Source organism: Halomicronema sp. CCY15110 (assembly GCF_016888165.1).
Taxonomy (GTDB): domain Bacteria; phylum Cyanobacteriota; class Cyanobacteriia; order Phormidesmidales; family Phormidesmidaceae; genus Halomicronema.
In genome coordinates this window covers 18,046-42,423 of sequence record NZ_JACSWC010000331.1, presented here as the reverse complement: position 1 = coordinate 42,423, position 24,378 = coordinate 18,046, and the positions used below count along the sequence as shown (strand labels likewise).

18 protein-coding genes are annotated in these 24,378 nt (G+C 56.1%); 7 read left to right on the top strand and 11 right to left on the bottom strand.

Features of this window, described 5'->3' with window-relative positions:
* Positions 1–4 precede the first annotated feature (4 nt).
* From JUK32_RS16005 to JUK32_RS15985, 5 genes are all read right to left on the bottom strand, one after another.
* Entirely contained in the window at positions 5–646 is a 642-nt protein-coding gene (locus JUK32_RS16005; protein WP_204139866.1) for a hypothetical protein, read from the bottom strand.
* A gap of 664 nt (positions 647–1,310) precedes the next feature.
* On the bottom strand, positions 1,311–2,297 hold the full coding sequence (locus tag JUK32_RS16000) for an NAD(P)H-dependent glycerol-3-phosphate dehydrogenase (protein WP_204139865.1): 987 nt from the start codon (positions 2,295–2,297) through the stop codon (positions 1,311–1,313).
* 323 nt (positions 2,298–2,620) lie between these two features.
* Positions 2,621–4,315: a glycerol-3-phosphate dehydrogenase gene (gene glpD / locus JUK32_RS15995; RefSeq protein ID WP_204139864.1), complete on the bottom strand. Its 1,695-nt coding sequence runs from the start codon at positions 4,313–4,315 to the stop codon at positions 2,621–2,623.
* Positions 4,316–4,505: 190 nt separating this feature from the next.
* Positions 4,506–6,005, bottom strand: coding sequence for a glucosylglycerol-phosphate synthase (gene ggpS, locus JUK32_RS15990; protein WP_204139863.1), 1,500 nt, complete (start codon positions 6,003–6,005; stop codon positions 4,506–4,508).
* 401 nt (positions 6,006–6,406) lie between these two features.
* Positions 6,407–6,652: a hypothetical protein gene (locus JUK32_RS15985; RefSeq protein ID WP_204139862.1), complete on the bottom strand. Its 246-nt coding sequence runs from the start codon at positions 6,650–6,652 to the stop codon at positions 6,407–6,409.
* Positions 6,653–6,787: 135 nt separating this feature from the next.
* Between JUK32_RS15985 and gghA the strand changes: the two genes are divergently transcribed.
* The 4 genes from gghA to JUK32_RS15965 all read left to right on the top strand — a co-directional run bounded on the left by gghA (position 6,788) and on the right by JUK32_RS15965 (position 13,032).
* Positions 6,788–9,295, top strand: a complete 2,508-nt coding sequence (gene gghA, locus JUK32_RS15980; protein ID WP_375541572.1) for a glucosylglycerol hydrolase — start codon at positions 6,788–6,790, stop codon at positions 9,293–9,295.
* A gap of 150 nt (positions 9,296–9,445) precedes the next feature.
* Positions 9,446–10,339, top strand: a complete 894-nt coding sequence (gene recO, locus JUK32_RS15975; protein WP_204139861.1) for a DNA repair protein RecO — start codon at positions 9,446–9,448, stop codon at positions 10,337–10,339.
* Entirely contained in the window at positions 10,340–11,782 is a 1,443-nt protein-coding gene (locus tag JUK32_RS15970) for an MFS transporter (protein ID WP_204139860.1), read from the top strand.
* Positions 11,783–11,844: 62 nt separating this feature from the next.
* The gene (locus JUK32_RS15965) at positions 11,845–13,032 is read left to right on the top strand and encodes a glycosyltransferase family 4 protein (protein WP_204139859.1); all 1,188 of its coding nucleotides are present in this window, start codon (positions 11,845–11,847) and stop codon (positions 13,030–13,032) included.
* A 34-nt stretch (positions 13,033–13,066) separates the two neighbouring features.
* Here JUK32_RS15965 and JUK32_RS15960 read toward each other — a convergent pair whose 3' ends face one another.
* Entirely contained in the window at positions 13,067–13,534 is a 468-nt protein-coding gene (locus JUK32_RS15960; protein WP_204139858.1) for an SRPBCC family protein, read from the bottom strand.
* 627 nt (positions 13,535–14,161) lie between these two features.
* Between JUK32_RS15960 and hemF the strand changes: the two genes are divergently transcribed.
* A complete protein-coding gene (gene hemF / locus JUK32_RS15955) occupies positions 14,162–15,208 on the top strand; it encodes an oxygen-dependent coproporphyrinogen oxidase (protein WP_204139857.1) in 1,047 nt (348 codons plus the stop codon).
* A 349-nt stretch (positions 15,209–15,557) separates the two neighbouring features.
* On the opposite strand, the gene JUK32_RS15950 is transcribed toward hemF, so the two are convergent.
* From JUK32_RS15950 to JUK32_RS15940, 3 genes are all read right to left on the bottom strand, one after another.
* Positions 15,558–16,931, bottom strand: coding sequence for a hemolysin family protein (locus JUK32_RS15950; protein WP_204139856.1), 1,374 nt, complete (start codon positions 16,929–16,931; stop codon positions 15,558–15,560).
* Between the two features lie 188 nt (positions 16,932–17,119).
* Positions 17,120–17,386: a hypothetical protein gene (locus JUK32_RS15945; RefSeq protein ID WP_204139855.1), complete on the bottom strand. Its 267-nt coding sequence runs from the start codon at positions 17,384–17,386 to the stop codon at positions 17,120–17,122.
* A 296-nt stretch (positions 17,387–17,682) separates the two neighbouring features.
* Positions 17,683–18,261, bottom strand: a complete 579-nt coding sequence (locus JUK32_RS15940) for an Npun_F5749 family FMN-dependent PPOX-type flavoprotein (RefSeq protein ID WP_204139854.1) — start codon at positions 18,259–18,261, stop codon at positions 17,683–17,685.
* A gap of 524 nt (positions 18,262–18,785) precedes the next feature.
* Here JUK32_RS15940 and JUK32_RS15935 point away from each other — a divergent pair.
* Positions 18,786–19,931, top strand: coding sequence for a calcium/sodium antiporter (locus JUK32_RS15935; protein ID WP_204139853.1), 1,146 nt, complete (start codon positions 18,786–18,788; stop codon positions 19,929–19,931).
* Here JUK32_RS15935 and JUK32_RS15930 read toward each other — a convergent pair.
* Entirely contained in the window at positions 19,885–21,357 is a 1,473-nt protein-coding gene (locus JUK32_RS15930) for a glycoside hydrolase family 13 protein (RefSeq protein ID WP_204139852.1), read from the bottom strand. The genes JUK32_RS15935 and JUK32_RS15930 overlap by 47 nt on opposite strands.
* A gap of 277 nt (positions 21,358–21,634) precedes the next feature.
* Here JUK32_RS15930 and JUK32_RS15925 point away from each other — a divergent pair, with 277 nt between their 5' ends.
* Positions 21,635–23,449: an ABC transporter ATP-binding protein/permease gene (locus tag JUK32_RS15925; protein WP_204139851.1), complete on the top strand. Its 1,815-nt coding sequence runs from the start codon at positions 21,635–21,637 to the stop codon at positions 23,447–23,449.
* Positions 23,450–23,524: 75 nt separating this feature from the next.
* Here the strand turns inward: JUK32_RS15925 and JUK32_RS15920 are convergent, their stop codons facing one another.
* Positions 23,525–24,364, bottom strand: coding sequence for a cold shock domain-containing protein (locus JUK32_RS15920; RefSeq protein ID WP_204139850.1), 840 nt, complete (start codon positions 24,362–24,364; stop codon positions 23,525–23,527).
* Positions 24,365–24,378 lie beyond the last annotated feature (14 nt).

The window sequence follows — 24,378 nt, the reverse complement described above, 5'->3', positions numbered from 1 at the left end:
GGCGCTAGGTCAAATCAATCAGCTGAGTATAGGTAATGACCTGGGTGACGGGGTCAAACTTGAGGTCCAGGGCCAACTGATTGCGTGTCAGTTGCACCAACTCAGAAGTCTTGGAGTCCACAGTCCAGCCTGCCGCTTCGAGTTCGTCGAGCACACTGTCTAAATCAGCGCCTAAATAGGTGTGCGGGAAGCTGTAGGTGACGTTGAAACCATATTCAGGTCGGGCCGGTGGGCCATCGGGTAGGCGTATTTCCAGCGCTGTTTCACCCTGGGGATTGACCTTGGCGCGATATTCCAAGTCCCCCTGTTGATTGGCATACGTGCGCCAGGGGTCATCGTTACTTTCAGGACTCACCAGATAGGCCAATACGCCATTTTGGTCAGTGAACCCCGTTTCTTTGTTGTAGACGTTGAGATAGGTCAACCCGTCTTGGCGATACACCCGCACCAGGTAGTGATCCGTCTCAAACCGCAACAGGGTCATGCTGTCGTCCTTGGGTTCGCCTTTGTTGTCCAAGGCCGTGGCGATCGCCGCTAATGGCTGAGCAATCATCGTCAGTGGCGCTGCGGTCGCCGCTACGGAACTGCCGCCACCGCTAGCCCATACAGCCAACAGACCCACTACTACAGAGGTTAAAAATCGCATCTTACTAAATGACTTGACATCACACACAGCCCTACATCTTAGGGGAGGACGGAAACCGGCACGATCGCCGCACAAAACTTGCGTCCCGCTTTAACTGGGGGACGAACGACACCCCATTTCGTTCCGTTCATCCCTCAGTGAACAAATACCGGGGAGGCATGGATAACTCCATATGACCATAGTCAAACCGCCCAGCCCACAGGGCCTGTGCAACATGACAGAACGAGCGCTGCACGGCAGAAATACAGCCCTCTTGCCACGTCAATTCGACAGACGCCTTTTGCCCTCTCTCCAAACCTCTCTCCCCAGTGGCTACCGTGTATACACATCTCGGCCCTCACCCCCTCAGTCCCCCGCTCCCAAAAATGGGCGAGGGGGAGGCCAGACAAAGCTTTCCGGCTCCCCTTCTTCCGCTCTGGGAGAAGGGATTGGGGGATGAGGGAAAAGCCATGACAGCAAGGGTTTCAAGACTTATGTGTACACGGTAGCTCCCCAGGGGAGAAAGGCTTCAAACCCTGATGCCCTGATGAGAATATTGCAAATGCAGAGGATTCTGCGAAAATCTTCAACGTTTCGTCGAACTCACGTTCCTGCCAGTTTCGATCGCCAGGCTGCCCTGTCGCCCCAGCTCATCACGACAGGGTGAGCACATTGCCGTCGCAGTTTACTCAGTCAGCAAACAAGCTTCCGCTTTGAGGTCCCTTTCCATCAAGGCTTCAACCGCTTCCTGGGGAGTGATTTTACCATTCAGCAGACGGTAGACCTGCCGGGAAATGGGCGCGGGAATCCCTTCCCGGTTAGCAATTTTCACCAGCACGTTAGTCGTGTTGACCCCCTCTGCTGTGCTGCCCAGCTCTTCCAGAATTTGGTCGAGGGATTTGCCCTGGGCCAACCCGTAGCCCACGCGATAGTTGCGGCTCAGCACACTGGTACAGGTCGCCAGCATATCGCCCAGTCCCGACAGCCCAATAAAAGTCTCGGCCTGGCCGCCCAGATGGGTGCCGATGCGCATCATCTCGGGGAGCGCGCGAGTCATGAGCGCCGATCGCGCATTTGATCCCAGATCGAGCCCCTCGCAAATGCCAACCGCGATCGCAATCACGTTTTTTAAAGTGCCGCCCAGCTCTGCCCCCAGCGGATCGGGGCTGCTATACACCCGAAACGTATCGGAAGAAAACAGATATTGCACCGCTTCTGCCGCTTCGGGATGGGAACTGGCCGCAACGGTCGCCGCCGGCAGCCCCCGCTCAATTTCTTTGGAGAGATTCGGGCCAGACAACACCACAACCGGATTATCGGGAAAGGTGTCGTGGAAAATTTGGGACGGGGTGCGCGTGGTTTCGGGATCCAGCCCTTTGGTCGCCGTGACGATAATCGTCTCTGGGGGAATGTTCAGCTTCTTGAGCTGTGCGGCCACCGAGGGCACCCCTTTCATTGACACCGCTGACAAAATGACATGGGCGTCTTTGACGGCGTCAGCGAGGGAAATGTCACCGCGCCGCGACCACAAGCAAACGGTGTGGTTGTTTTTTTCCACCAATGAGGCCAGGGCCGTGCCCCAGGCTCCGGCCCCCAGAATGGTCAGCTCGGCTGATTGCTTTTGGGCCTGCTCAGCATCGATAGAAATTGGAGAGGTCACGTTAGCGTCCATAGGTTCAATCATGGGTGTGGGGGTACAGAGCCCAGGTCGGCGTCGACAGGAAATCGACAAACTGAGCTGGATTAATCTAAAAAATACCTGTTTTTTATACCGATTTTGCTAAATCGCGCGGCAGCTTAGGAAGCCCCCCATGCCCCCCTTAACCAAGGGGCTCAACCAGCTGAATCAGTAGTTGAGGACGGAGAACAGGGTGAAGGGGCCAAATCTAACGTTTAGGTCTGAGAGGGTCGGTATGGAGTCAACGATAGACTTCATCGTCTGACCACCCAGACCTAAACGTTAAGGGAGCCCATCGCCAGCGATCGCTACCATCCTTAAACGGCTTGCAGCGATCGCCCCTCAACGGCGGTCTCCAGCACGTAATCGGGAATGCAGTTCTCTTCCATAAACTGCTTGTAAGCTGCTGTCTCTTGCTGACATTTCGCCGCATCCCAGCCGCAATGCTGACGCAGAGTAGCCAAGATGGGTTCCAACACGTCGTAGCCGTAGTTGGCATTCATCGCCAAAATCGTCCGGCGGCGAGTGAAGTCGAGCACCGTGTGGGCCATCTCCGACTGCATGGCAAACACCACTTCCGCGCGAATGTTCGGATGGGTGGGGATTAGCCGCTCGGCCAAATCGGGCTGGTCGTCGATGAGGGCCAACAACTCCATTGCCCGCGCGCCATACACATTGAACAAATATTCCAATGTGTCAGTTTGGAGGCGATCGCGATAACGCTGGTGCGCCGTCTCAATCCGTTCATCGTCGGGCCAAATGCAGCCCGGCAAAGGCCGCTTGCGAGTCGGCGAAGGCGGTACAGATTTCCCCATTCTCTTAAAGGCCCAATCGGTCATTTCTTCACCCACTTGGCGGTGGGTCGTCAGTTTGCCCCCAATCAGCGAGATCAGGTTGCTCACCCCGTCTTTTTTATGATCATTGAGAATATGAGCCCGGCTAATGCTGCCCGCTTTTTTATCGCCAACATAGGGCAGTGGCCGGATCCCAGAGTAGGTGAATTTCACATCGTCTCGGGTTAATCGCGCGGTCGAAACCACCTGGTTAGTTTCCCTAATCAGGTAATCAACCTCGTCGTCATCGGCTTTGACGCGATCGAGATCCCCCGTGTATTTCAGATCCGTGGTGCCGATCAGGTACTGGCCACACCACGGCACAATGAAGAAGGGCCGACCGTCGGATTTAGCTTCAACATAAAGAGCGGTATCCGGCGCACCGGGGAAGGAATCAACAATAATGTGGCTGCCTTTAGTCCCGCCGATTTTACGCTTATCACCAATGGGCGCGTCTTCACCATCCCGGCGGCCCAGCCCCAGCACCCGGTCAACCCAGGGGCCAGAGGTATTCACCACCACAGCATGATCGGGCAAATTAACCCTGAATTCTTCGTCGGCGATTTGGTCATAGGCGGTTATCCCCGTGAGGCGATCGCCCTCACGCTGGAGTCCGGTCACGGTCGTGTAGTTCAGCACATCGGCCCCTGCCGACCGCGCATCGAGCAAAATCTCCAAGCAGAGGCGTTCCGCATGTTCTGCCTGGCCGTCGTAGTATTGGGCGGAGCCCTTAAGGTTATCGCGATCAACCGCGCGAAATAGCTGCTTCATCTTGGCCCGGGACAGCATCCGGTGATTGGGCAGCGTTTTGTCGTAGCTCAGCACGTCATATAACAGCATGCCCGCTTGAATTTCCCAATAGCTGCGGGTGCCCACCCCATAAATCGGAATGGTCATCTGAATCGGCTGCACCAAATGGGGGGCCGTTTGCAGCAAGATTTCGCGCTCGCGCAGCGATTCCCGCACGAGATGAAATTCAAAATATTCTAAATAGCGCAACCCACCATGCACCAAGCGGGTCGACCAACTCGTGGTGCCCCCGGCAAAGTCATTTTTTTCGATCAGCAATACCGATAAGCCCCTGAGGGCAGAATCGCGAGCCGTGGCGGCCCCATTGACGCCGCCCCCAATGACGACCACATCATAGTCTCGCCGCTGAATGGCTTGGAGATCTCTCATCTATATAATTCCTTGAATGCAGCAAATAAGTGGCTATTGGCGCTAGCTGCGCAGCCAATCTTGAAGGTCACTAATTACCGGTATCAGAAACGCGATCGCCCCTACAAACCTCTCACTCCTGAGCCATGACCTGAGGATGAAAGTAAGGCGATCGCGACTCTAATTGAGGTCAACCTTCCATAACTTGCCCTTACACTAGCGCAGGTTCACCCGGCGACGCTGTGGCATTCGCTGCTCTAAACATGTGGTTGGCCCACTCTTTCACGTCGTACTGCAACACCACTTGGTGCAGCCGCTGCATCCGCTCCTGCTGCTCTTCGGGGCTCATCGCCAACGCCTGATCAATCGACTCATCCATATGCTTGTCAGAATAAGGATTGGTCAGCACCGCATCCGGCAGTTCGACGGCAGACCCTGTGAACTCTGAGAGAATCAGGACACCGTCCCGTCCTTGGTGAGCCGCGATATATTCCTTAGCAACCAAATTCAACCCGTCTCGCAGCGGGGGAATCCAGGCAATGTCAGCGGTGCCGTAAAACGCCATTAACTCGTGGTAGGGCACGGGCTCAGTAAACAGCAAGATCGGCGTCCAGTTCAGTTTAGAAAAACGACCGTTGATCTTACCGACCATTTGTTCAATCTGACTCTGCGCCGTCTTATACACCCGCATGCCCGCAGCAGCCTTCACCGCCGTCATGACCAAATTGACCTTGCCTTGCAGATCGGGGCGACGGGTCAATAGACGTTCATAGCAAAGCAGCATTTCCTTTGCGCCCTTCACGTAGTCCACTCGGCCAGCGGAGACGATGAGTTTGTTATCGCCGATGTCATCGCGAATCTGCTTAATGCTGGCTTGCACCTTGTCAGAATTAATCGTGTCAGCAATATATTGCGGATGCGTGCCCACCGGAAACGCATCGAGATGTATGGTGCGACCCTGGTAGCTCAACTTAGTCGTCATATCCGGCTCGGACAAGGCGACACCGTGGGGCGTAAAGGCATCACGCACCGGGCCACGTTCGACTGTTTTTACGTCCCGAAGGCTGCGGGCCACCCCGACAAAGTTTTCTACGTAGCGGGGAATGTGGAAGCCGCAGAGATCACAGCAGAGCAGGCTATCGACGATCGCCTCTCGCCAGTGCAAAATGTTGAACACATCCGCTGCCGGGAACGGCGTGTGATGGAAGAAGGCAATCTTCACGTTGGGCATCTTTTGCCGAATGTAATACGGCGTCAGCCACAGGTTGTAGTCGTGAATCCAGATCAGGGCGTCGTCAGCGGCGTCTTCGCAAGCCGCCTCGGCAAAGAGCTGATTGATGGCTTTGAAATTGTCCCAGTCGGAGCTCTCGTAAGTGAAATGCTCAGGAAAAGAGTGCAGAATCGGCCAAAATGCCTCTTTAGCCGTGATGTAGTAAAAATCTTTGACCTGCTGGGCCGACAGAGGAATGCGGCGAACTTGGCTGCTTTCCTTGCCCCCTTCCATGACGACCCGCTCTTCAAAACTTGTCTGCTGCTTGGACTTCATCTGCTTCCAGGCAATCCATGTCGCACTTTCCGCATTCGCGAAGAAAGTTTTCAGGGTCGGCACAATGCCATTGGGACTTTTTTTATCGCGGTAGACAGTCTTACCGTCAACCACCACCTCGTCATAGGGTTCGCGGTGATAAAGGATGACAAGGGAAGATTTCATATCAGGGTCTCCTGAATGCGTTGGGTGATAAGGAACAGCGCTTTGACCGCTACCTGCTGTCAAGGAGCAAGCAACCTGTCGATCATGGGGCTATCGATGTCAGCCATACTGACATGATTTGCCTTGCGAAAGGACGTGCATGACGATTCCAGCAGGACTCCAAAGAGCGTTTTCATCCAATAATTTCGGACATTCCCTGGAACCAAGAATTCATGAGCCACACTATCCATAACATCAAAGAATGTCTTTTAAGTCTGTACTTCCCTCTCGCGATAGATGTTGATGACTGTCAATTGATATAAAAGCGATCGCACTTACTCCCCCAATACGTTAATTTGACCGCCGCGATTCACCACATTATGAGAATGAATCTGGCGAGGAAAAGGAATTTGCCCGAAGTCTTACAGAACTGATGGATTGCAGTAGCCTGGTAACGGGAGGAGGGGTGGTTCCAGGCTACTGTCGTCATGGCGTTGGGTAGGCTTGCTGAATCCAGGGATGTCGCAGCAAATTTCAAGACTGTGACCAACGGCCCGTGATGCTCCTTCATCCGCTGGGGCATACTGACTCCAGCTTTGAGCGATCGCCGTTGTCGCTGCGGCGGTAATTCCCGTCTTACCAGGGGTGGGGCAGCGCCGATCAGGCAATGCTGTTTTGCTTCCTAACACCGTCACCTAACGCTTAAGAGAGTCGATATCGTGCCAGTCAAGAGTCCTGCTAGTTCTACCCTGCGCCTCGTTGAAGATGAAACCCATAGCCTGTTGCAGTGGGCCGCCTCGGTCATGGCGTCTGACGATACGTACTTTGGGCGAGGGCAACGGCTGGCTAAACGGTTGGGCGCTCACTATCGGCGGGATGGGCTGACCGAATTTGGCTTTTGGACGCCGGAACTGACGGCCAACGTGATCCAGTCAGAGCGATCGCTGGAACTGGAGATTTTCACCCCCAAAACGCCAGTCAACTTTCGCGAGCCGCTGCAAGTTATCGAATTTCAGCGTGACTTGGTGCCCCTACAGCAGCAGGGGGAATTTCTCTGGGCGGTAGTCGCTGGTGTCAAAGCGGGTAATCGCAACACGGCTGGCTCGTTTTACTGGCTACGCTACGTCGATGCGGAGCAACGCGTTCATATCATCCGTGATCCCCTGGCGTATTCCACCCCCTACGGCGTGTTTGCGCCGGCTGAAGTGTATGACATGCGTCGCTTACAACGACGACGGGCCGACCTCAGTTACTTTCGCCGGACGGCGGCCCCCAAGGGCATCCCCGATGCGGAAATTCCTCGGGTCCCCACGCCCACCAATATTTTGCAGATCCACGCTAAGACCGCTTCTCCCGAAGGCACCCTCGAAGGATTGACCCACACCTTCAATCGCATCTCCGATAAAATCGCCGCTGGGGAACCGCTGACGCCCGCTGACGAAGTTTACTGCGGCTATGACTGTGTGCAGCTCTTGCCCGTGGAACCCACCATTGAGTATCGCCGCGAAGATACCAACGTCGAGCACGAGTGTTTTGCGATCGGTTCTTTGCCCCCGGCAATGGATGGAGAGGCTAGCGATCGCGCTACGTCAATTGACACCGAAGTAGCGGTCGAATCAAATGTAGTCGTGATTGCCCCCACCCAAGAAATTGCCGAGCATACCGTCACAGTGACTCTGCGCAAGCCCGATACCCAAAACTGGGGCTACGACGTCCCCATTTTGGCCTCGTCTTCGACCAATCCTGCTGTACTGGGCAGTCTACGGCCCGACGAAATGGTGGATTTTGTCGCCGCCTTGCACAACTTTGCCGGGGGCTCCATTGGGCTCATTTACGATTTGGTGTACGGCCACTCCGACAACCAGGGCATTGAATTGCTGACCCAACAGTTCTTCAAAGGCCCCAATATGTATGGCCAAGACTTGAACCATCAGTTGCCGCAGGTACGGGCCATTTTGCTGGAAATGCAGCGACGCAAAATCAACACTGGGGCTGACGGCATTCGGGTGGATGGCGGCCAGGATTTTCGGTTCTTTAACCCACTGTCCGGCCGCGTTGAACAGGATGATGCCTACCTGTTAGGCATGAGCGATGTTGTCCAAGACATCCAGGGCTACCGCCGCCTCATGTTTACCATTTTTGAAGATGGCCGCCCCTGGCCGGAGGAAGGCTGGGAAGAAAAATCGACCTATCGCGAACTGGTGGAAATGAAGCCCGGCTCATTTCAGTGGGGGCCGCTGATTTTTGCCCACAATACGCCCACGGTTCAGGGCTTTTGGGATCGCAAATGGCGACGGGTCTGTGAGGTGATTTTTCAAGGTGATCATTGGATTACGGGCTGCGGCAACCATGACACCGTGCGCCGGGGCAACCAGATTGATCCCGATGCTGAAATTAACTGGAATTTGGGTAAAACGTTGCCGCAAGTGCTGCACCGGGCCTACAACAATCCAGGCACGTTGCTGTGGGTGCATGGTTTTTCTCCCGGCTTACCCATGGATTTTTTGAACGCCACGGTGGAAACGCCCTGGGGGTTTTTCCGCAATACGGACGATCGCTATGGCGTCAAAGTGGTCTCGGAGGAAGTCGGCTTTCTGGATTGGGAAATTGAGCCCGAAATGTATACCGATGCCGATGCTTTTCCCCGCTTGAAAGCGTTGGGCTTTAAAGAGTATGACCAGCTGCGGGACTTTGCCTATGCCCTGCGGGACGCCATGATTGAGACAGACTATGACCTGCAAGCGGTCGCCCAAATTTGTCAGAAATGTCTGGATGGCGACGACAGCACGCTTTGCACCGTGCCCGCCATGGAAGAATTGCAGGGCGATCGCCTGCCGCGATTCTTAGCCACTTTGGATGTGCCAAAGCTGAAAGCCTTTGCCCTGGCCTTCATGGAGGACGGCCATGATATGTGCAACGTGGGGCGCTATTTGGAAGATCTAGATGGGAAGCAGACCCGCTTTAGCTGGCAGCTACGCCACTTTCGTCGGAGCCATCCCTGGCTGCGGGAAAATCTGACGGGGCGCGATCGCTTCAACCGCATCAGTGACGACCAGCGCACCATTTTCTATGGCTACCGTAGTGAACCCCACCCCGCAGTGGCCCCCGGCAGCGAAGTGGTGATTTTGACCCATATGGGGGGCGAACCGATGACCGTCAATCCCGGCGATTGGTTGCAACTCGACATGGCGGAGTGGCAGGTCGCTCTGACGACTCCAGGTATAGATCTGAAAGCAGATCTCAAGGATTTGCGATCGTTTGAGCTGCGGGACAGCGAGGGCGTCTTACTGATCCCCGTTGATAAAAGTTGAACTCGCGTCACGGCGGCAGAGTTTGCGCCAGGGTGTAGCATTCAGGCAGCTCTTACCAGTCACGCCGCCTGAGGCCCGTCTATGATCCCCACTCCGGTCTGCGGTGACAACCGCTGGCGATTCTGTCCCTGACCCCAATTTGATTGCAGCATGTCTCGTTCTTATAAAGCCACTGGAATTAACCTCAAAGGGATGCCGATGGGCGAGACTGATCGTCTGGTCACCATCCTCACGATTGAGTACGGTCTGGTGCGGGTCATGGTGCCCGGTGCCCGCAAGCACAAGTCGCGGCTGGCGGGGCGCAGCAGTCAGTTTGTCGTGAATGAACTCTTCATCGTGCAGGGCAAGAGCTTGGGTAAGCTGGTGCAGGCCGAAACGGTGCGATCGTTTCCAGGGCTATCGACCGATTTAGCCCGGCTAACGGCAAGCCAGTATTTGGCCGAATTGGTCTTGTGTCAGGCGCTGAGTGAGCAGCCCCAGGGCGAGTTGTTTGCGTTACTGGTTGAACAGCTACAGCGCTTGGAGCAAGCGGCGAGCACCGATATTTTGGCCTGTTTGAATCAGGGCATTTTTCAATTACTGATTGCAGCGGGGGTGGCACCAGAACTCCACCAGTGCTGTATCAGCCAACGGGCGATCGCGCCGGATTTGGCTAGGGCCGACTGGCACGTCGGGTTTAGTCCCGCTTCGGGCGGGATCGTGGCGGTTGACCAACTGATGCAGATTCGCCCTGGCAGCCCGCGGGCAAAGACACCTTCTGGACGTTACGCTGTAAATACTAAGAGGGCTCCGAGGCGATCGCCCCAAAATCCCACCGACAGTCTGATCTCAGCTCAAGAGCTGGTATGGTTGCAGCAGTTAGGTGACACCGAATGGGTGACGCCGCGATCGCTCCCCGGCATGGCAACAGCCGAACAGCAATTGCTCGGTTGGCAACGCATCGAGCGCCTGCTCCGCCAATATGCCGAATTCCACTTTGACCGGCCCATTCGATCAGCCACGTTGATTGATGCCTGCTTTCCCACCCCGATGCCTGCGAGATAGATGCTGCGCGAGTCTGACCTCAATTCCAGCCCGGAAGAAGTTACCGCTAACCAGCCAGCGGCAGCGGACTCATCGACTGAAGTATCCGCCTCGGGGCATGACGCTGCGATCGCTGATTATGAGGGCTTATGGCCCGTCCTCCGCAATCGCAACTTCGTGACTTTGTGGAGCGGACAAGTCTTTTCGCAGTTGGCCGACAAGGTTTACCTAGTTTTGATGATTGCCATCATCGGCAGTCAGTTCGATGCCCCAGACCAATCCATCAGCGGTTGGGTGTCGGCGGTCATGGTGGCGTTCACGATTCCAGCGGTGCTGTTTGGCTCGTTGGCGGGCGTCTACGTCGATCGCTGGAGCAAGCAAGCCGTCCTCGTCCTCACGAATCTGTTGCGGGGTGGACTGGTGATGGCGTTGCCCGCCCTCCTCTGGCTGTCCCAAGACTGGGGTAGCTTTCGCCAGTTACCCATTGGGTTTGGCCTGCTGCTGGTCATCACCTTCGCCGTCTCTACGCTGACGCAGTTCTTTGCCCCGGCGGAGCAGGCGATGATTCCCCTGATTGTCAAAAATCCCCGATTGCTGGCGGCCAACTCGCTCTACACCACGACGATGATGGCCTCCGTCATCATTGGCTTTGCCATCGGTGAACCGCTGCTGACTCTGGCCGATACCCTGCTGAAATCAGTCGATGGTGGGGCGGGCTGGGGCAAATCGCTTTTGGTGGGAGCCGGGTACCTCATTGCGGGCTTGCTGCTGCTGTTGGTGCGAACCCAAAAAGATACGTTGCCGGAGCATGAGCCCCCTCACCCTTGGGACGATATTAAGGAGGGCGTGCGCTATCTCAATGCCAAGCCCGTAGTCAGGAATGCCATTATTCAGCTGGTGCTGCTGTTTTCCGTATTTGCGGCGCTAGCGGTGTTGGCGGTGCGCCTCGCGGAAGTGATGCCCGCGTTGAAAGCCTCCCAGTTTGGCTTCCTCCTCGCGGCGGCAGGGGTCGGCATGGCCGTCGGAGCGGCGCTGATTGGCCAGTTTGGGGGTCGCCTGCCGCGGCGATCGCTGGGTTTAATCGGTTCCGTGGGCATGGCGAGTGCCCTGGTTGGCATGGCCTGGACGACCCAACAGTTGTGGCCGACCTTAGGGTTGATTGCGCTGCTGGGCTGGTTTGCCGCGCTGATTGGCATTCCCATGCAGACGACGATTCAAGCCCAAACGCCCGCCGCCATGCGAGGCAAAGTCTTTGGTCTGCAAAACAATGTCGTTAACATCGCCCTGAGCCTGCCCCTCGCCCTGGCGAGTGTGGCGGAAAGTTGGCTGGGCCTGTCGCTGGTTTTGACCCTCTTGGGCGGCGTTGTTGCTTCGGGAGGTCTGCTGACCTGGTATAGTGCCGATACGGGTGATGACAGCACGGTAAACGCCTCTCTCGCAAAGCAAGAGGGCGATCGCGCTTGAGGATTCAGGCGAGCAGCGGTCACTGCCCTCATTCTGCGCATAAATAGGCTTTTTCCCGGTAGATGCATGTAGCATGGCTTGGCAAAAAATCACCGTTTTGTGGAAATGTCACCTACGGTCGCGAGATTACCCAGGCGCTGCTAGAGCGTGGTAACCGGGTGACGTTTCTTCATTTTGAGAATGCGCCTGCCACTGAAGCCGAAGCCGCTACCGTCCTGTGGCCGCAAGGAGCCATCCACCCAGGATGCCAAGAAGTTACGCTGCCATTTTGGTTTAAATCGCAGATGCTGACGATCCCTTCGCTGGGAGCCCGCAAGCGATTGGTGGAAACGTTGCAACAGACACGACCGGATGTCGTACACGCCTCGTTGACGCTATCCCCCATTGATTTTCGCCTGCCGGAGATTTGTGCGTCCCTGCAGGTGCCCTTAGTCGCCACCTTTCATCCCGCCTTTGACCGCAAGCTACGGACGCTGAGTTCCGGGGCGCAGCACGTCACTTATCAAATGTATGCGTCCACCCTGGCGCGGTGCGATCGCGTCATCGTCTTTTCAAAACTACAGCGAGATATTCTGATTCGCCTAGGGGTTCCCCAGGGGGTATTGGCGGTCATCCCCAACGGCGTGGATGCGACCAAGTATTCCCCTGGGCCATCCGCCATCAAATCGACCCTGCAAGCCCGACAGTTATTTGTCTACCAGGGCCGGATTTCCCCCGAAAAAAATGTCGAAGCCCTGCTGCGGGCCTGGCAAAAGGCTCAAATGGGACCAGATTGCCAACTCGCGATCGTCGGCAATGGCCCGCTAGAGGCATCGTTGCGAATGTTTTATGGCAGCGATCCCTCGATCCACTGGCTCGGCTTTGTGCAAGACGAAGCCCGTCGCATCGATATTTTGCGCGGCGCTGATGCCTTTGTCTTACCTTCCATGGTGGAAGGGCTCTCGCTGTCGCTGCTGGAAGCCATGTCTTGCGGCACGGCCTGCATTGCCACCGATGCCGGGGCCGATGGCGAAGTGTTGGAGGAGGGCGCGGGCATCGTGATTGATACCCAGCGGGTGCGCCGCCAACTGCAAACGGTGTTGCCCATTCTGCGAGATCAGCCAGAGATGACCCGACTGTTGGGGCAAAAGGCACGGCAGCGGGTGCTGGAACGCTATACCCTCACCACGAATGTGACCCAGGTAGAGCAAATTTATCAGCAACTCGTTGCGCCTAACTACGCGGCTAACTCTTCTTACCTCGTGCTGTGAGCCAATGCGCTTCCTGAGTCGGCCTTGTCCCGGCTTAGACTTCAAACTTGGAAGGCTTGCTGGGTAAGGCCGCCGCCGCTGTTTCTTCGGCGGCGTGGGCGATCGCCTCCGCCACCTTAGACGCATAGGGCCGCAGCACTGACCAAGCCACGGGAGACAGCCACCCCCGCAGGCAGACAGAATAGGAAATTTGCGTGCCCCAGACGGTGGAATCTAACCGATAGACGACCCGTTCCTCTAAACCGGGAACCGGGAACATGCGAATGCTGATCAGTTCATTGGGCGAAACCCGCTCGACAAAAATGCGGACGGGAATAGGCACCCACCGGGGGATCACGCGATAGATCAGGCCCGGCTTGGCCGTGAGCCCGCGTGGGGCATTCGTGCTGTCGATGAGCGGATGCCAGGTCGAGATATCGGCCAGGTTAGTGAGGGTTTGCCACAGCGTTTCGACCGGGGCGGTGCTCAACGCCTGATACGTCCGATAGATCGAATGGGCCATGGGCGATCGCTGACTCAACCCGCGTGCCTCAGCGCCACGCCGAGAGGGGCAGAGTAGACTTCTCCAAAGCGACTGAAACACTTTCATGGCAGACAATAGAGACGATGACAGTGAAAGCAAAAAGACAGGCCGTAGTTTAGATGGTAGCGAGGGTCGGAGCGGGGCGCAGCAGTGCCCCCCAGCGAAGCGACTCCCAGAGCGCCGAAACCAACCTGGCCTCGTCAACTCCCCGCCACCGACTGCACAATAATGTGCTGATATCGTCAACGACAGATGTCGCCGCTGCAAACTCTTGCCTTAAATATTTAGATTTCTCAATATTTTGACAGTGTCTTCATTGTAGAGAAATGTTTTAGAGCGCTAAACCGGCCACTGTTTCAAGTTAGGGTAAAAAACGTTCAATGCCTGATGAATCAAGGGTTGCCTGTAGCTTAGCGGTCAGCGGCAAACAACGTCGGCGATCGCCAATGATGGGCTAGACTAAGTCCCCCGCTAGTGGGGCATCGCTGCATGGCTCCTGGCTCAGGTATCGGCAGCCGCCTATGCTCAAGGCACCATCCCAACGTCACCGTCAGGCGGCAAGTTTTCCCTTGTAACGTTACTCTGCTGGTTAACCCTACCAAGTTTATGACCACTTCTTCTGCACCCAACCGCAACCAAGCGCCGACCGCCACACCGGCCCCGCCGCCTGCTGACTCCCGCGATCGCGTGAGCGCCTTTATGCAAGGCATCCAAGACGAAATTTGTGCGGGACTGGAAGTGCTGGAGGGTGAAGCAAAGTTTCAACAAGACCAGTGGGAGCGCCCCGAAGGCGGCGGCGGGCGATCGCGCGTCATCAAAAACGGCAGTGTCTTTGAACAGGGCGGCGTCAACTTTTCCGAAGTGTGGGGCCAGCAGCTTCCCCCCAGCATTTTGGTACAGCGCCCCGAAGCGGCGGGTCACGGTTTCTACGCGACGGGCACATCGATGGTGCTGCATCCTCGGAACCCTTACATTCCCACGGTTCACCTCAACTATCGCTATTTTGAGGCAGGGCCGGTCTGGTGGTTTGGTGGCGGCATTGACCTCACCCCCTACTATCCGGATGTGCAGGACGTGAAGCATTTTCACCAAACGCTGAAGGACGCCTGCGATCGCCATCATCCGGACTACTACCCCGACTTTAAGCTGTGGTGCGATGAGTACTTTTACCTCAAGCACCGGGGCGAAACGCGGGGAGTCGGCGGCATTTTCTTTGACTATCAGGACGGTCGTGGCGAGCTGTATCGCGGCCCCGACGAAAATGGCCCCGCCGCCCAATACAGCCAAAAATTAGGCGAGCTGCCCCAGCGCAGTTGGGAAGATCTCTTTAGCTTTGTCAATGACTGCGGTAAATCCTTTTTGCCCGCCTACGTGCCCATTGCCGAAGCGCACAAAGACCAGGCGTATGGCGATCGCGAGCGCGATTTCCAACTTTATCGCCGGGGGCGTTACGTCGAGTTCAACCTGGTGTACGACCGGGGCACCATCTTTGGGCTACAAACCAATGGCCGCACCGAGTCGATTCTCATGTCGCTGCCGCCCCTCGTCCGGTGGGAATACAGCTATCAGCCCGAGGCGAATACCCCCGAGCAGCAGCTCTACGACATCTTTTTGAAGCCCCAAGACTGGCTCGGCGGCAACGTCACTGTATAAGTTTGACGGCTAGCCAAGCGCCAGAGCGTCATGGGTGATTAAGAAAACACAGGGGCACTGATTTTGCTTTCGTCGGCAGGTCAGTGCCTATTGATTTTGGGGGGCTGAAGGTCGTCTGATACCCAATCCGGCTCATATTTCCCCGGAAAGACTTGGGGCTTAGACGAGCTCAGCCCGAACGCACTGGGATTTAATCGAGGGTAAGCAAATAGGATTTGGTATGACCCGGCTGGCCGCTCAATCATGGATGCTGGCAGACGACCGGAGACCAGGCGTCATCCTTATGTCTCGCCAGATTTTGAGATCAGCGCGATCGCTGAAATAGTCCGTCGTTAATGCCTGGAGTCGATTACGATCGCCGCTGGGCCATCACTTCCAGTACTTTCGGGCCATCGACGGCGGTGACCGTCCATTCAAACTGGTCGTAAAAGACCTTGTCCCCGGTGACGGGAATTTTTTGCAACTGGTGGATGAGGAAGCCCGCTAGAGTTTGATACTCTTCAGCGACGGGTAAATCGACCCCCAACAGTTCGTTGACCTCTTCAATGTAAGTCTGGGCCTGCACCCGAAAAGACTGGTCATCCAGCATGTTGACCAAAACTTCCACGTCTTCCTCGAATTCATTGCTATCGCCGATGATTTCGCCCGTGACATCGGTAAGGGTCAGCAGGCCAGCGGTGCCGCCAAATTCATCCACCACCATCACCATCGACTTGCCGGCCTTTTGCATAATTTGCAAAAGATCATGGAGTTGGGTGTATTCCGGCACGAAGCGAGCCGGGCGAATCCAGTCGTTAATCAAACTGGTGTGGGTGGCTTCGTGTCGGGCGAGGGGTCCCACCAAATCTTTGAGGGACAAGATGCCTGCCACATCGTCCAGCGATTCACCAATGACCGGAAATTGGGAATGGCCGGTTGCCGCGATCGTATCTAAGGCATCCTGCAAGGTCGCCGTTTTGGGCAGAGCGTCAATCTGCGTGCGGGGAATCATCACTTCCTCCGCCGTGACATCGCGAAACTCGAACACGTTATTGAGCAATTCGCGTTCTTCGGCATCCAACCCTGGCGACTCGGTCGAGGTGCGGATGATCAGCTGCAACTCTTCGGGGGTGATGCGGCTATACCAGCTTTGGTTGCCGCTGTAGCGAATGCCAAACAGGCGCAATAGCCACCAAGTAGACTGATTCAGAATCCACACAAAGGGGGCAAACAGCCGGGCCACAGTCAGACTCAGGGGGCCAAAAATGCGGGCCAACTGCTCTGGATACAGCATCGCCACCGCTTTGGGACAGAGCTCACCTAAGACGATTTGCAGATAGGCGATCAGCACAAAAGCCAGCAAAATCGCCAGGGAATGGGCGATCGCGTTTAAATAGGGCACCGTCAATGACAAGTGGTGGAAGAGTTGGAGCAACACTTCGGCAATGGTGGACTCGCCGATCCAGCCCAAGGCTAAGCTGGAGAGGGTAATGCCAATTTGGGTGGTGGATAGCAGTTGATCCAAGCTCCGCTGGAAGCTTTGCACCGTTCTGGCTTGAATGTCGCCCCCTTCGGCCAGTTGATTGATGCGCGATCGCCGCACGGAGACAATAGAAAACTCCGCTGCGACGAAAAAGGCATTAATCCCAATCAAGACCAGCACGGAAAGCAACCGCGCCGCGATCGCTGGCCCCGTCAGCCCAGGATCCACAATTAGCAACGGCACATCCGTCTGAGCAAGCATTATCAGAGGTAAGAAGGCATAGGAGTCCAAAAGCTTATGGCAATTAAGTCGCGCCGCTGATTCAGTACGTGATCCGCTCAGTCAACCCAGCATCGGTCTCTGCAATCACAGGCCCTGGAGGCTCGACAGGCTAAATACGGCCTCGTTACCTGCCCACCTAACCGAGTCGGGTGAAATCGCATCTAGCGCTATTGTCCACCGTTAACGGGGCCTCCCGACATCCGCAGTTTGGCCTCGTCAATAATCTCTTGCTCATTCAGCAGCATCGAACTATTGCCAGAAGCCGGAGAGGCTTGATTCGAGGCGGCACTGCTGGTGGGTCGGGCATCCGGTTGCCGCACCCCCGTGAGCGCTTGGCGACCTAGCGCATACCCCCAAGAGGAACTCACTACGCCAGCCCCCACCATGAGCGCTAGCAAAACTGTTGTAAAGGCAACCGCAGGACTAATTCCCATCGCCCTTAGCACTCCAACTAATCGTGTCCAAATATCATATGCGGTCTTTCGATTTGCGACCAGTCACCCCCCCCGAGTTCGCAACAATCGTCAAGTTTGTGATGAACGCTGGGCTCAGCCCTCTCGTGACTGAGCCTTCAACTGCTGACCATCTCAGCCAAAGGCTGACAGGCCTGGATGAACCCGTTAGGGATGTGCTTGAAATCAGCGTAGCGGCTCCCGACATGCCAATCACCCGGCTACCCATCCACCCATCCACAGTCTGAATCTTGGGAGGTTATTGGCTCGCTCCACCCTTAGGGATTGATGGCCTGCGATCGCCAATTGTGGTCAGAGTCCTGCCAATATTGATGTCGATTTTGCGGGTCGCCGCGCAGCTCTAAATGATCGACCCGCTCTGGGGCCAAGATCAGTACGGCAAAGGTGGGCAGCGGCGGCGACGTATCCAAATCAAATGGCTCGTAGCCCGGCACTGTCCGCGGTTGGCCAGGCTCCGGCCAAGCAAACTGTTGCCGCCCGTTGGCAGACAATGTTTCCCATAAGTCTCGACGAGTTTGCTCTGCGGCGGGATCGTCATCCTGGGCAGTGATGAGACTGAGGTGCCCGCCCAGGCGAAACTGTTCCCGCGTCTTGGTGAAATACCAGCAGAGTTCACCATAGGGCTGATGAGCAATCTGTGGCACCTTGGCGCTGCGGACATCGGTGATGAACAGCAAATTATCGGTATCGGGTAAAAAGTCGCGAAAGACCACCGTGCGATTGGCAGGGCGACCACCAGCATCGACGGTGGCCAGTTGCGGATAGCGACTGTAAGCTTTGCTGCGATTGCGGTGCAAGGCCCGGGCTAAGGGCGATCGCCAAGGAGCAAATGACATCATTCAACCTGTTCAGATCAGCATTGAGCAAACCGGCCAGGAGGGGAGAATCCTTCTAGCCACTGTCATCTTGGCCTAAAGCCATCAGCAGTGCAGGGTCGGCCCACCGCAGCAATGGCGATCGCAGCACCACAGCGGACAGCACCATTGCCGACCGCGATCGGCATCATCAGACACCATTCCCTTGGCCCTCGTGGAGGTAAAGAAACCAGAAGGTGTGATCACTGATTGGGGACCCACTGTGGAAATATCGATATGCTAGTGAACTAACAACCAGCTTAAGATGTGATTTAGCATCGTACCCAAGGATCATCATCAACTGCATGGCTTCCCATTTTCCTTCTGTGATTTGGCGGTTTGCGACTTGCCCCCCTCAGCGACTGATGCAATTGCTAAATCGAATGCCGTGGTCTTGTCATGGAGTCTCTGATGAACTGCGAACAATCGGGCACTGGGCAACTGCACCCCAGTTGTTCACCCAACGATTTGCGTCAAATTAACACGAAGCCCACAGTGACTTTGCTATGAGTATTCCGGTTGTTTTGTCCTTGATTGTTGGCTTGGTGCTGCTCGTCGCTGGTGCCGAGGGGTTTGTGCGGGGAGCCGCTAAGTTGGCAGCGGTTGTTGGTCTATCGCCCCTGGTGATTGGCTTAACGGTCGTGAGCTACGGCACGAGCGCGCCGGAGTTGGCGGTGAGTTTGCAAGCCAGTTTTCAAGGGCAAGCCGAAATTGCTCTGGGCAACGTGATTGGCAGCAACATTTTCAATATTTTGATGACGCTGGGCATCGCGGCGATCGTGGTGCCCTTAACGGTAGCCCAGCAGATTATTCGCCTCGACGTGCCCATCATGATCGGCGTGACGCTGCTGATGCTGATGTTTTCGGCAGATGGTGAATTAGGCCGCTTTGATGGTCTGGTTTTACTGGCGGGTAGCGTGGTCTACACCGCCTTTTTGGTCTATCAGAGCCGCAAAGAATCGGATGCGGCGGTGCAGGCGGAGTACGAGCAGGAATATGCCGGGACTCACAACCGCAGTTGGCGACTGGCGATGCAGAACGTCTTGGTCTTGATCGTGGGGCTCGTCGTGCTGGTGGTAGGGGCCAATCTGTTGGTGTTTGGGGCGACCGCGATCGCCGAATCCTTTGGCATTAGCCAACTCATTATTGGCCTCACGGTTATTGCCATCGGCACTTCTTTACCGGAACTCGCCACATCGCTGGTGGCCTGCTATCGCGGTGAGCGCGACATCGCCGTGGGCAATGTGGTCGGTAGCAACATTTTCAATATTTTGACGATTTTGGGGGTGACGGCAACCTTTCACGGGGTGCCCGTTTCCAACGCAGCCATTAGTTTTGATATTCCAGTGATGCTGGCGGTGGCGATCGCCTCTCTCCCGATTTTTTACACTGGCAATCGGATCTCCCGGTGGGAAGGACTGCTATTCGTCAGCTACTACGTCGCCTACACCGCTTACCTGGGGTTAAATGCGGTCGGGCACGAACAGTTGGGGCTCTTTAGCAATGTCATGCTGCTGTTCGTCATTCCGTTAACGGTGGTGACGTTGTTGACGATTTTGCTGCGACGCCCTAACGGGCTGACCACGGCTAAGGAAGCCCAGATCGCTAGACAGCAGGCTCAAGCCGAGTCAAAATCCCACCCGAACGACTAGGCACTGTCACCACAGTACCCTTCGCTGCGGCTGAAGGCGTGGTAGTCAGCGGACCATAGAGGACTTGCCAGCGATCGCCCAATGCCGGGGCAGTTTGGCTGAGATCAAGAGTGCGATCGCGATCGCCGTTGTTAACCAATACCGCGACGGTTTCTTCATCGTGCTTGCGCCAAAAGCCGTACAGCGAACCCTCGGCCACCAGCGGTTGGTATTCCCCCGTGCGCAGTGCTGGATGCTGGTGGCGCAGCTGAATGAGAGCGCGATGGTGCTTCAGCAGGTCGGTATCCCACTGGGCCTCATGCGGAAACACCCAGCGACAGTCAGGGTCGAGACCGCCTTGGAGCCCCACTTCATCGCCGTAATAGACGCATGGCGCGCCCGGAAAGGTCATCTGTAACAGCACTGCTAGCTGCATACTCGCGCTGTCGTCACCCATGACGGTGAACGCGCGGGCAATGTCATGGCTCGAAATCAGATTGAGTTGGGTTTGATGAATTTCCCAATCGTAGAGGTTAAGCAACTCCTCAATTTTGGCCTGATACCCTGGTGCATCTAAAGCCGGGTAGGGGTAATAGTCGGGAATCTCGGCATGTTCCATCACCACGCGATCGCCCGCTGCAAAGGCCATCGTCGGCCCGGCGAACACGTAGTTCATAACGCCGTCAAAGGTCTTGCCATCCAGCCATTCCGCCGCTGGTTTCCAGACTTCGCCCACAATGTACGCTTCGGGATTAATGGCCTTGATGCGATCGCGAAACTCTTCCCAAAAGCCCGGCGTTTTGACCTCAAAGGGCACATCCAACCGCCAGCCATCAATGCCCTGGTGAATCCAATATTCGCCAATTTGCATGATGTACTCTCGCACGGCGGGATTGTCGTGATTAAACTGCGGCAGCGCCCGATTATTGACCCAACTGACGTAATTGGCGGGCTGGTTGCCGTCGTAGGCTGAGAGGGGCCATTTTTCCACCTTGAACCAATCGAGCCAGGGCGAATGGGGGCCGTTTTCGAGAATGTCGTTGAAAAAGAAGAAGCCGCGACTGGCGTGATTGAAGACCCCGTCGAGTACGACCCGGATGTCGCGATCGTGGGCAGCAGCCAAAAATTCGGCAAACGCCTCGTTGCCCCCCAGTAAGGGATCCACACGGTAGTAATCGTGGGTGTGGTAGCGGTGGTTGCAAGTGGACTGAAAGATGGGCGTCAGGTAAACCGCGTTAATCCCTAAGTCTTGCAAATAGTCAAGCTTGTCAATGATGCCCCAAAAATTACCTCCCTTGTATCCGGTCAAGGTGGGGGCGGCGTCCCAGGCTTCCAACGCAACCGTCATTTCTGGGCCATTGTAGGGTGGCTTAGATCGAGCAAAGCGATCCGGAAAAATTTGGTAAAAAACCGCGTGTTTAACCCATTCTGGCGTCCGGATAGTCATGGTCTGACCTCTTGCTTCCACGCATAGGCTAACGGAAAGCGCTACGCAACGGGAGGGCTGATGGTCAGAGATTGCCAGCTTAAGACCCATGGGTAATGCGGCACCGCAGAACCGGCAATCAGTCGGTGGAGAGTGCGAGGGTAAGGCTTGCGCGAGGCTTGCGATGCCGACTCATGGTTTCCGCCCTGCTGCCATGGCTGCCCCGCCGGGCGATCCCCAAAGCTTCACAAAATGACACACAATGAAGGGGTTGTGCGCCGAATAGTGACAGTCCTTTATGGAACGGTTGAATTTTCAAGGGTTGCGCCGATTTTGGGCGATCGCGAAAGCCTATTGGTGGAGCGATGAAAAGTGGCGGGCGCGGGGGCTGCTGTTGCTGATTGTGGTGTTGCTGTTGGGCTACACCGGCTTGAGTGTGGTGTTAAACAGTCAGCGGGGCGAACTCATTTCGGCGCTGTCGGCCAAAGATGAGGCGCGCTTTTGGCAAACGGTCGTCGTTTTTATCGGCATCTTGGTGGTGTATGCGCCGCTGTTGGCTGGCTATACGTACCTGCGCGATCGCTTGGGGCTGGAGTGGCGGCGTTGGCTCACCGATCGCTTTGTCAGTCGATATTTCAGCGATCGCGCCTTTTACCGCATCAACCAGTTCCAGACGGAAATCGACAACCCCGATCAGCGGATTGCCGAAGATGTCCGCAGCTTTACCCAAGAGTCCCTGACCCTGGTGTTGGTAGTGGCCTCCTCCGTGCTAGAAATCGCCGCTTTTAGTGGCGTGCTGTGGGGCATTTCGCGAGAACTGGTACTGTTTTTGATCGGCTATGCGATCGTGGGGACAATTTTGACGGTCGGGGTCTTTGGCAAGCCGTTGGTGCGACTCAACTTTGAGCAACTGAAACGAGAAGCCGATTTCCGCTTTGGCCTCGTCCGCATTCGCGAAAATGCCGAAGCGATCGCCTTCTATCAAGGCGAAAATCAGGAATCGACTCAAGTCCAAAACCGCTTTATGCGGGCCTTTGACAACTACAAACGCCTCCTCAAATGGCAACTGGGTCTCAATGGCCTGACCAATGCCTACGAATTCATTCCCTTTGTGCTGCCTGCGCTGGTGGTAGCTCCCGCCGTGTTTAGCGGGGACTTAGAAGTGGGCAAAGTCAGCGAAGCCCAAGGCGCGTTTATTCGCGTCTTCTTTTCACTCAACGTGATTGTGGATCGGTTCCAGGCGCTCACCGCGTTTGGGGCTGGCATCGACCGACTGCACGACTTTGCCACCTCGCTGGGCCAGCTTGAACATAAAAAAGATGCCGCTGATTTATTAGCGACCGAGTCAGATACCGAGGCGACTCCAGCATCAGCGATCGCCGCTGCTGAGGTGGAGACGCCAGCAGCCCCGGATCCCCCCGTCGAAGCAACGGCCACCGTGCCAATGCAGCCCGTCATTGTGCAAGAAACTGCGCCCCAACTCAGCCTGCACCACCTCACGCTGCAAACCCCCAACTACCAGCGCACCCTGATCGAAGACCTAACGCTGGAACTCGCCACCGATAGTTCGCTACTGGTCGCAGGGCCGAGTGGGTGTGGCAAGAGTTCGTTGTTGAGAGCGATCGCGGGGCTGTGGAATTCTGGCGCTGGGGTCATTCAACGGCCCGAGTTGAAGGACTTGCTCTTTTTGCCCCAAAAGCCCTACATGATTCTCGGCAGCCTACGCGAACAGCTACGCTATCCCGATCCCGAGGCCGACATCACCGACGAGCAGATGCACGACGTGCTCAAGACAGTCAATTTGCCCGACCTGGCCGAACGCTTTGGCGGCTTTGATGCGGAGGAAGAATGGGGCGATGTCCTCTCCTTGGGCGAACAGCAGCGGCTGAGTTTTGCCCGGGTGTTGTTGCACTGCCCCCGCTATGCCGTACTTGACGAAGCGACCAGCGCCCTCGATCGCCACAACGAAGCGCAACTATACGAAGCCCTGGAGGCCACCTCGACCACGTATCTCAGTGTCGGCCACCATGAGTCGCTAGAAGCTCACCACCGCTGGCTATTGCGCCTTGCCGAAGACCACACCTGGCAACTTCAGACCCTGAAAAGTACCTAGTCCTCCGATCAGCCAGTTGTGGGTGCTGGCAGCGGTATCAACGTTTACATGAGGGACTTTGACCTTGACACAGATTTAAGGCGTCGGCGCTCTGCTCCAACCCGCCGCCTCGGCCTCCGCCTCCGAACAAAACCAACGTTCGCCTCTATCGGCATCAATCTCAGTGATGGCATAGTCTTCCATGCCGGGCAGATGATAGTACCTATTCCCGGAATTCCAAGAAATATTGCCTTTAATATTGCAGTTTGGGGTCACTGCCGCCGAGTCAGGAACAGTTGGCACTGGGTCGGCCGGAGGTGGGACTGGCCTCGAAGCAACACTGGTTGATTGTGGCGCGGCCTCTACCGGTTCTGGCGGCGGCGCGACTTGCTCTGACGGAGATGTTACCGGTTCTGGCGGCGACGAGGTGGCTTCTGGCAGGGGCGCTGTCGGTTCCGGGGGAATTGTGGCGGCACTGTCAGGCGGTGAGGCGTCGGTTAGCGGTGCACCGTCATCATTGGAATAAAGATTTGAGGCTGTCAACCATCCAATCCCAATGACGGCTAGGCCCATGATGGATATCCCAGATACTCCAGCGGCTAGCCACCAGTTACGCCTGGAATTCGATGATTCACCATGGCTCCGGGCAGATTTTCTCTGTGCTTGTGGCATCGACTTTGGCGAGGTCTGCTTGCGGCTAGAGGGTTTTTGAACCGCGAGCCCCTGAATAGAAGCATTGACGGCTCTGAGCCGCCCGTCGTTTTGTAAATCTAGGGTGTACAGAATGATGTCGCCCACTTTGGGGCCACGCACGGCCTTACGGATAGCCGTGACGTGGATGAAAACATCCTGACTGCCATCCTCCGGTTTAATGAAGCCAAAGCCGCGATCGCTTTTCCAGACTTTGAGTGTTCCTGTTTGACGACCCTCTACCATTGGGACACCGATTA

Excerpts from the sequence above, each read along its gene's own strand:
- JUK32_RS16005 (WP_204139866.1), bottom strand. The coding sequence starts at position 646 with ATGCGATTTTTAACCTCTGTAGTAGTGGGTCTGTTGGCTGTATGGGCT.
- JUK32_RS16000 (WP_204139865.1), bottom strand. The coding sequence starts at position 2,297 with ATGGACGCTAACGTGACCTCTCCAATTTCTATCGATGCTGAGCAGGCC.
- glpD (WP_204139864.1), bottom strand. The coding sequence starts at position 4,315 with ATGAGAGATCTCCAAGCCATTCAGCGGCGAGACTATGATGTGGTCGTC.
- ggpS (WP_204139863.1), bottom strand. The coding sequence starts at position 6,005 with ATGAAATCTTCCCTTGTCATCCTTTATCACCGCGAACCCTATGACGAG.
- gghA (WP_375541572.1), top strand. The coding sequence starts at position 6,788 with ATGGCGTCTGACGATACGTACTTTGGGCGAGGGCAACGGCTGGCTAAA.
- recO (WP_204139861.1), top strand. The coding sequence starts at position 9,446 with ATGTCTCGTTCTTATAAAGCCACTGGAATTAACCTCAAAGGGATGCCG.
- JUK32_RS15970 (WP_204139860.1), top strand. The coding sequence starts at position 10,340 with ATGCTGCGCGAGTCTGACCTCAATTCCAGCCCGGAAGAAGTTACCGCT.
- JUK32_RS15965 (WP_204139859.1), top strand. The coding sequence starts at position 11,845 with ATGCATGTAGCATGGCTTGGCAAAAAATCACCGTTTTGTGGAAATGTC.
- JUK32_RS15960 (WP_204139858.1), bottom strand. The coding sequence starts at position 13,534 with ATGGCCCATTCGATCTATCGGACGTATCAGGCGTTGAGCACCGCCCCG.
- hemF (WP_204139857.1), top strand. The coding sequence starts at position 14,162 with ATGACCACTTCTTCTGCACCCAACCGCAACCAAGCGCCGACCGCCACA.
- JUK32_RS15950 (WP_204139856.1), bottom strand. The coding sequence starts at position 16,931 with ATGCTTGCTCAGACGGATGTGCCGTTGCTAATTGTGGATCCTGGGCTG.
- JUK32_RS15945 (WP_204139855.1), bottom strand. The coding sequence starts at position 17,386 with ATGGGAATTAGTCCTGCGGTTGCCTTTACAACAGTTTTGCTAGCGCTC.
- JUK32_RS15940 (WP_204139854.1), bottom strand. The coding sequence starts at position 18,261 with ATGTCATTTGCTCCTTGGCGATCGCCCTTAGCCCGGGCCTTGCACCGC.
- JUK32_RS15935 (WP_204139853.1), top strand. The coding sequence starts at position 18,786 with ATGAGTATTCCGGTTGTTTTGTCCTTGATTGTTGGCTTGGTGCTGCTC.
- JUK32_RS15930 (WP_204139852.1), bottom strand. The coding sequence starts at position 21,357 with ATGACTATCCGGACGCCAGAATGGGTTAAACACGCGGTTTTTTACCAA.
- JUK32_RS15925 (WP_204139851.1), top strand. The coding sequence starts at position 21,635 with ATGGAACGGTTGAATTTTCAAGGGTTGCGCCGATTTTGGGCGATCGCG.
- JUK32_RS15920 (WP_204139850.1), bottom strand. The coding sequence starts at position 24,364 with ATGGTAGAGGGTCGTCAAACAGGAACACTCAAAGTCTGGAAAAGCGAT.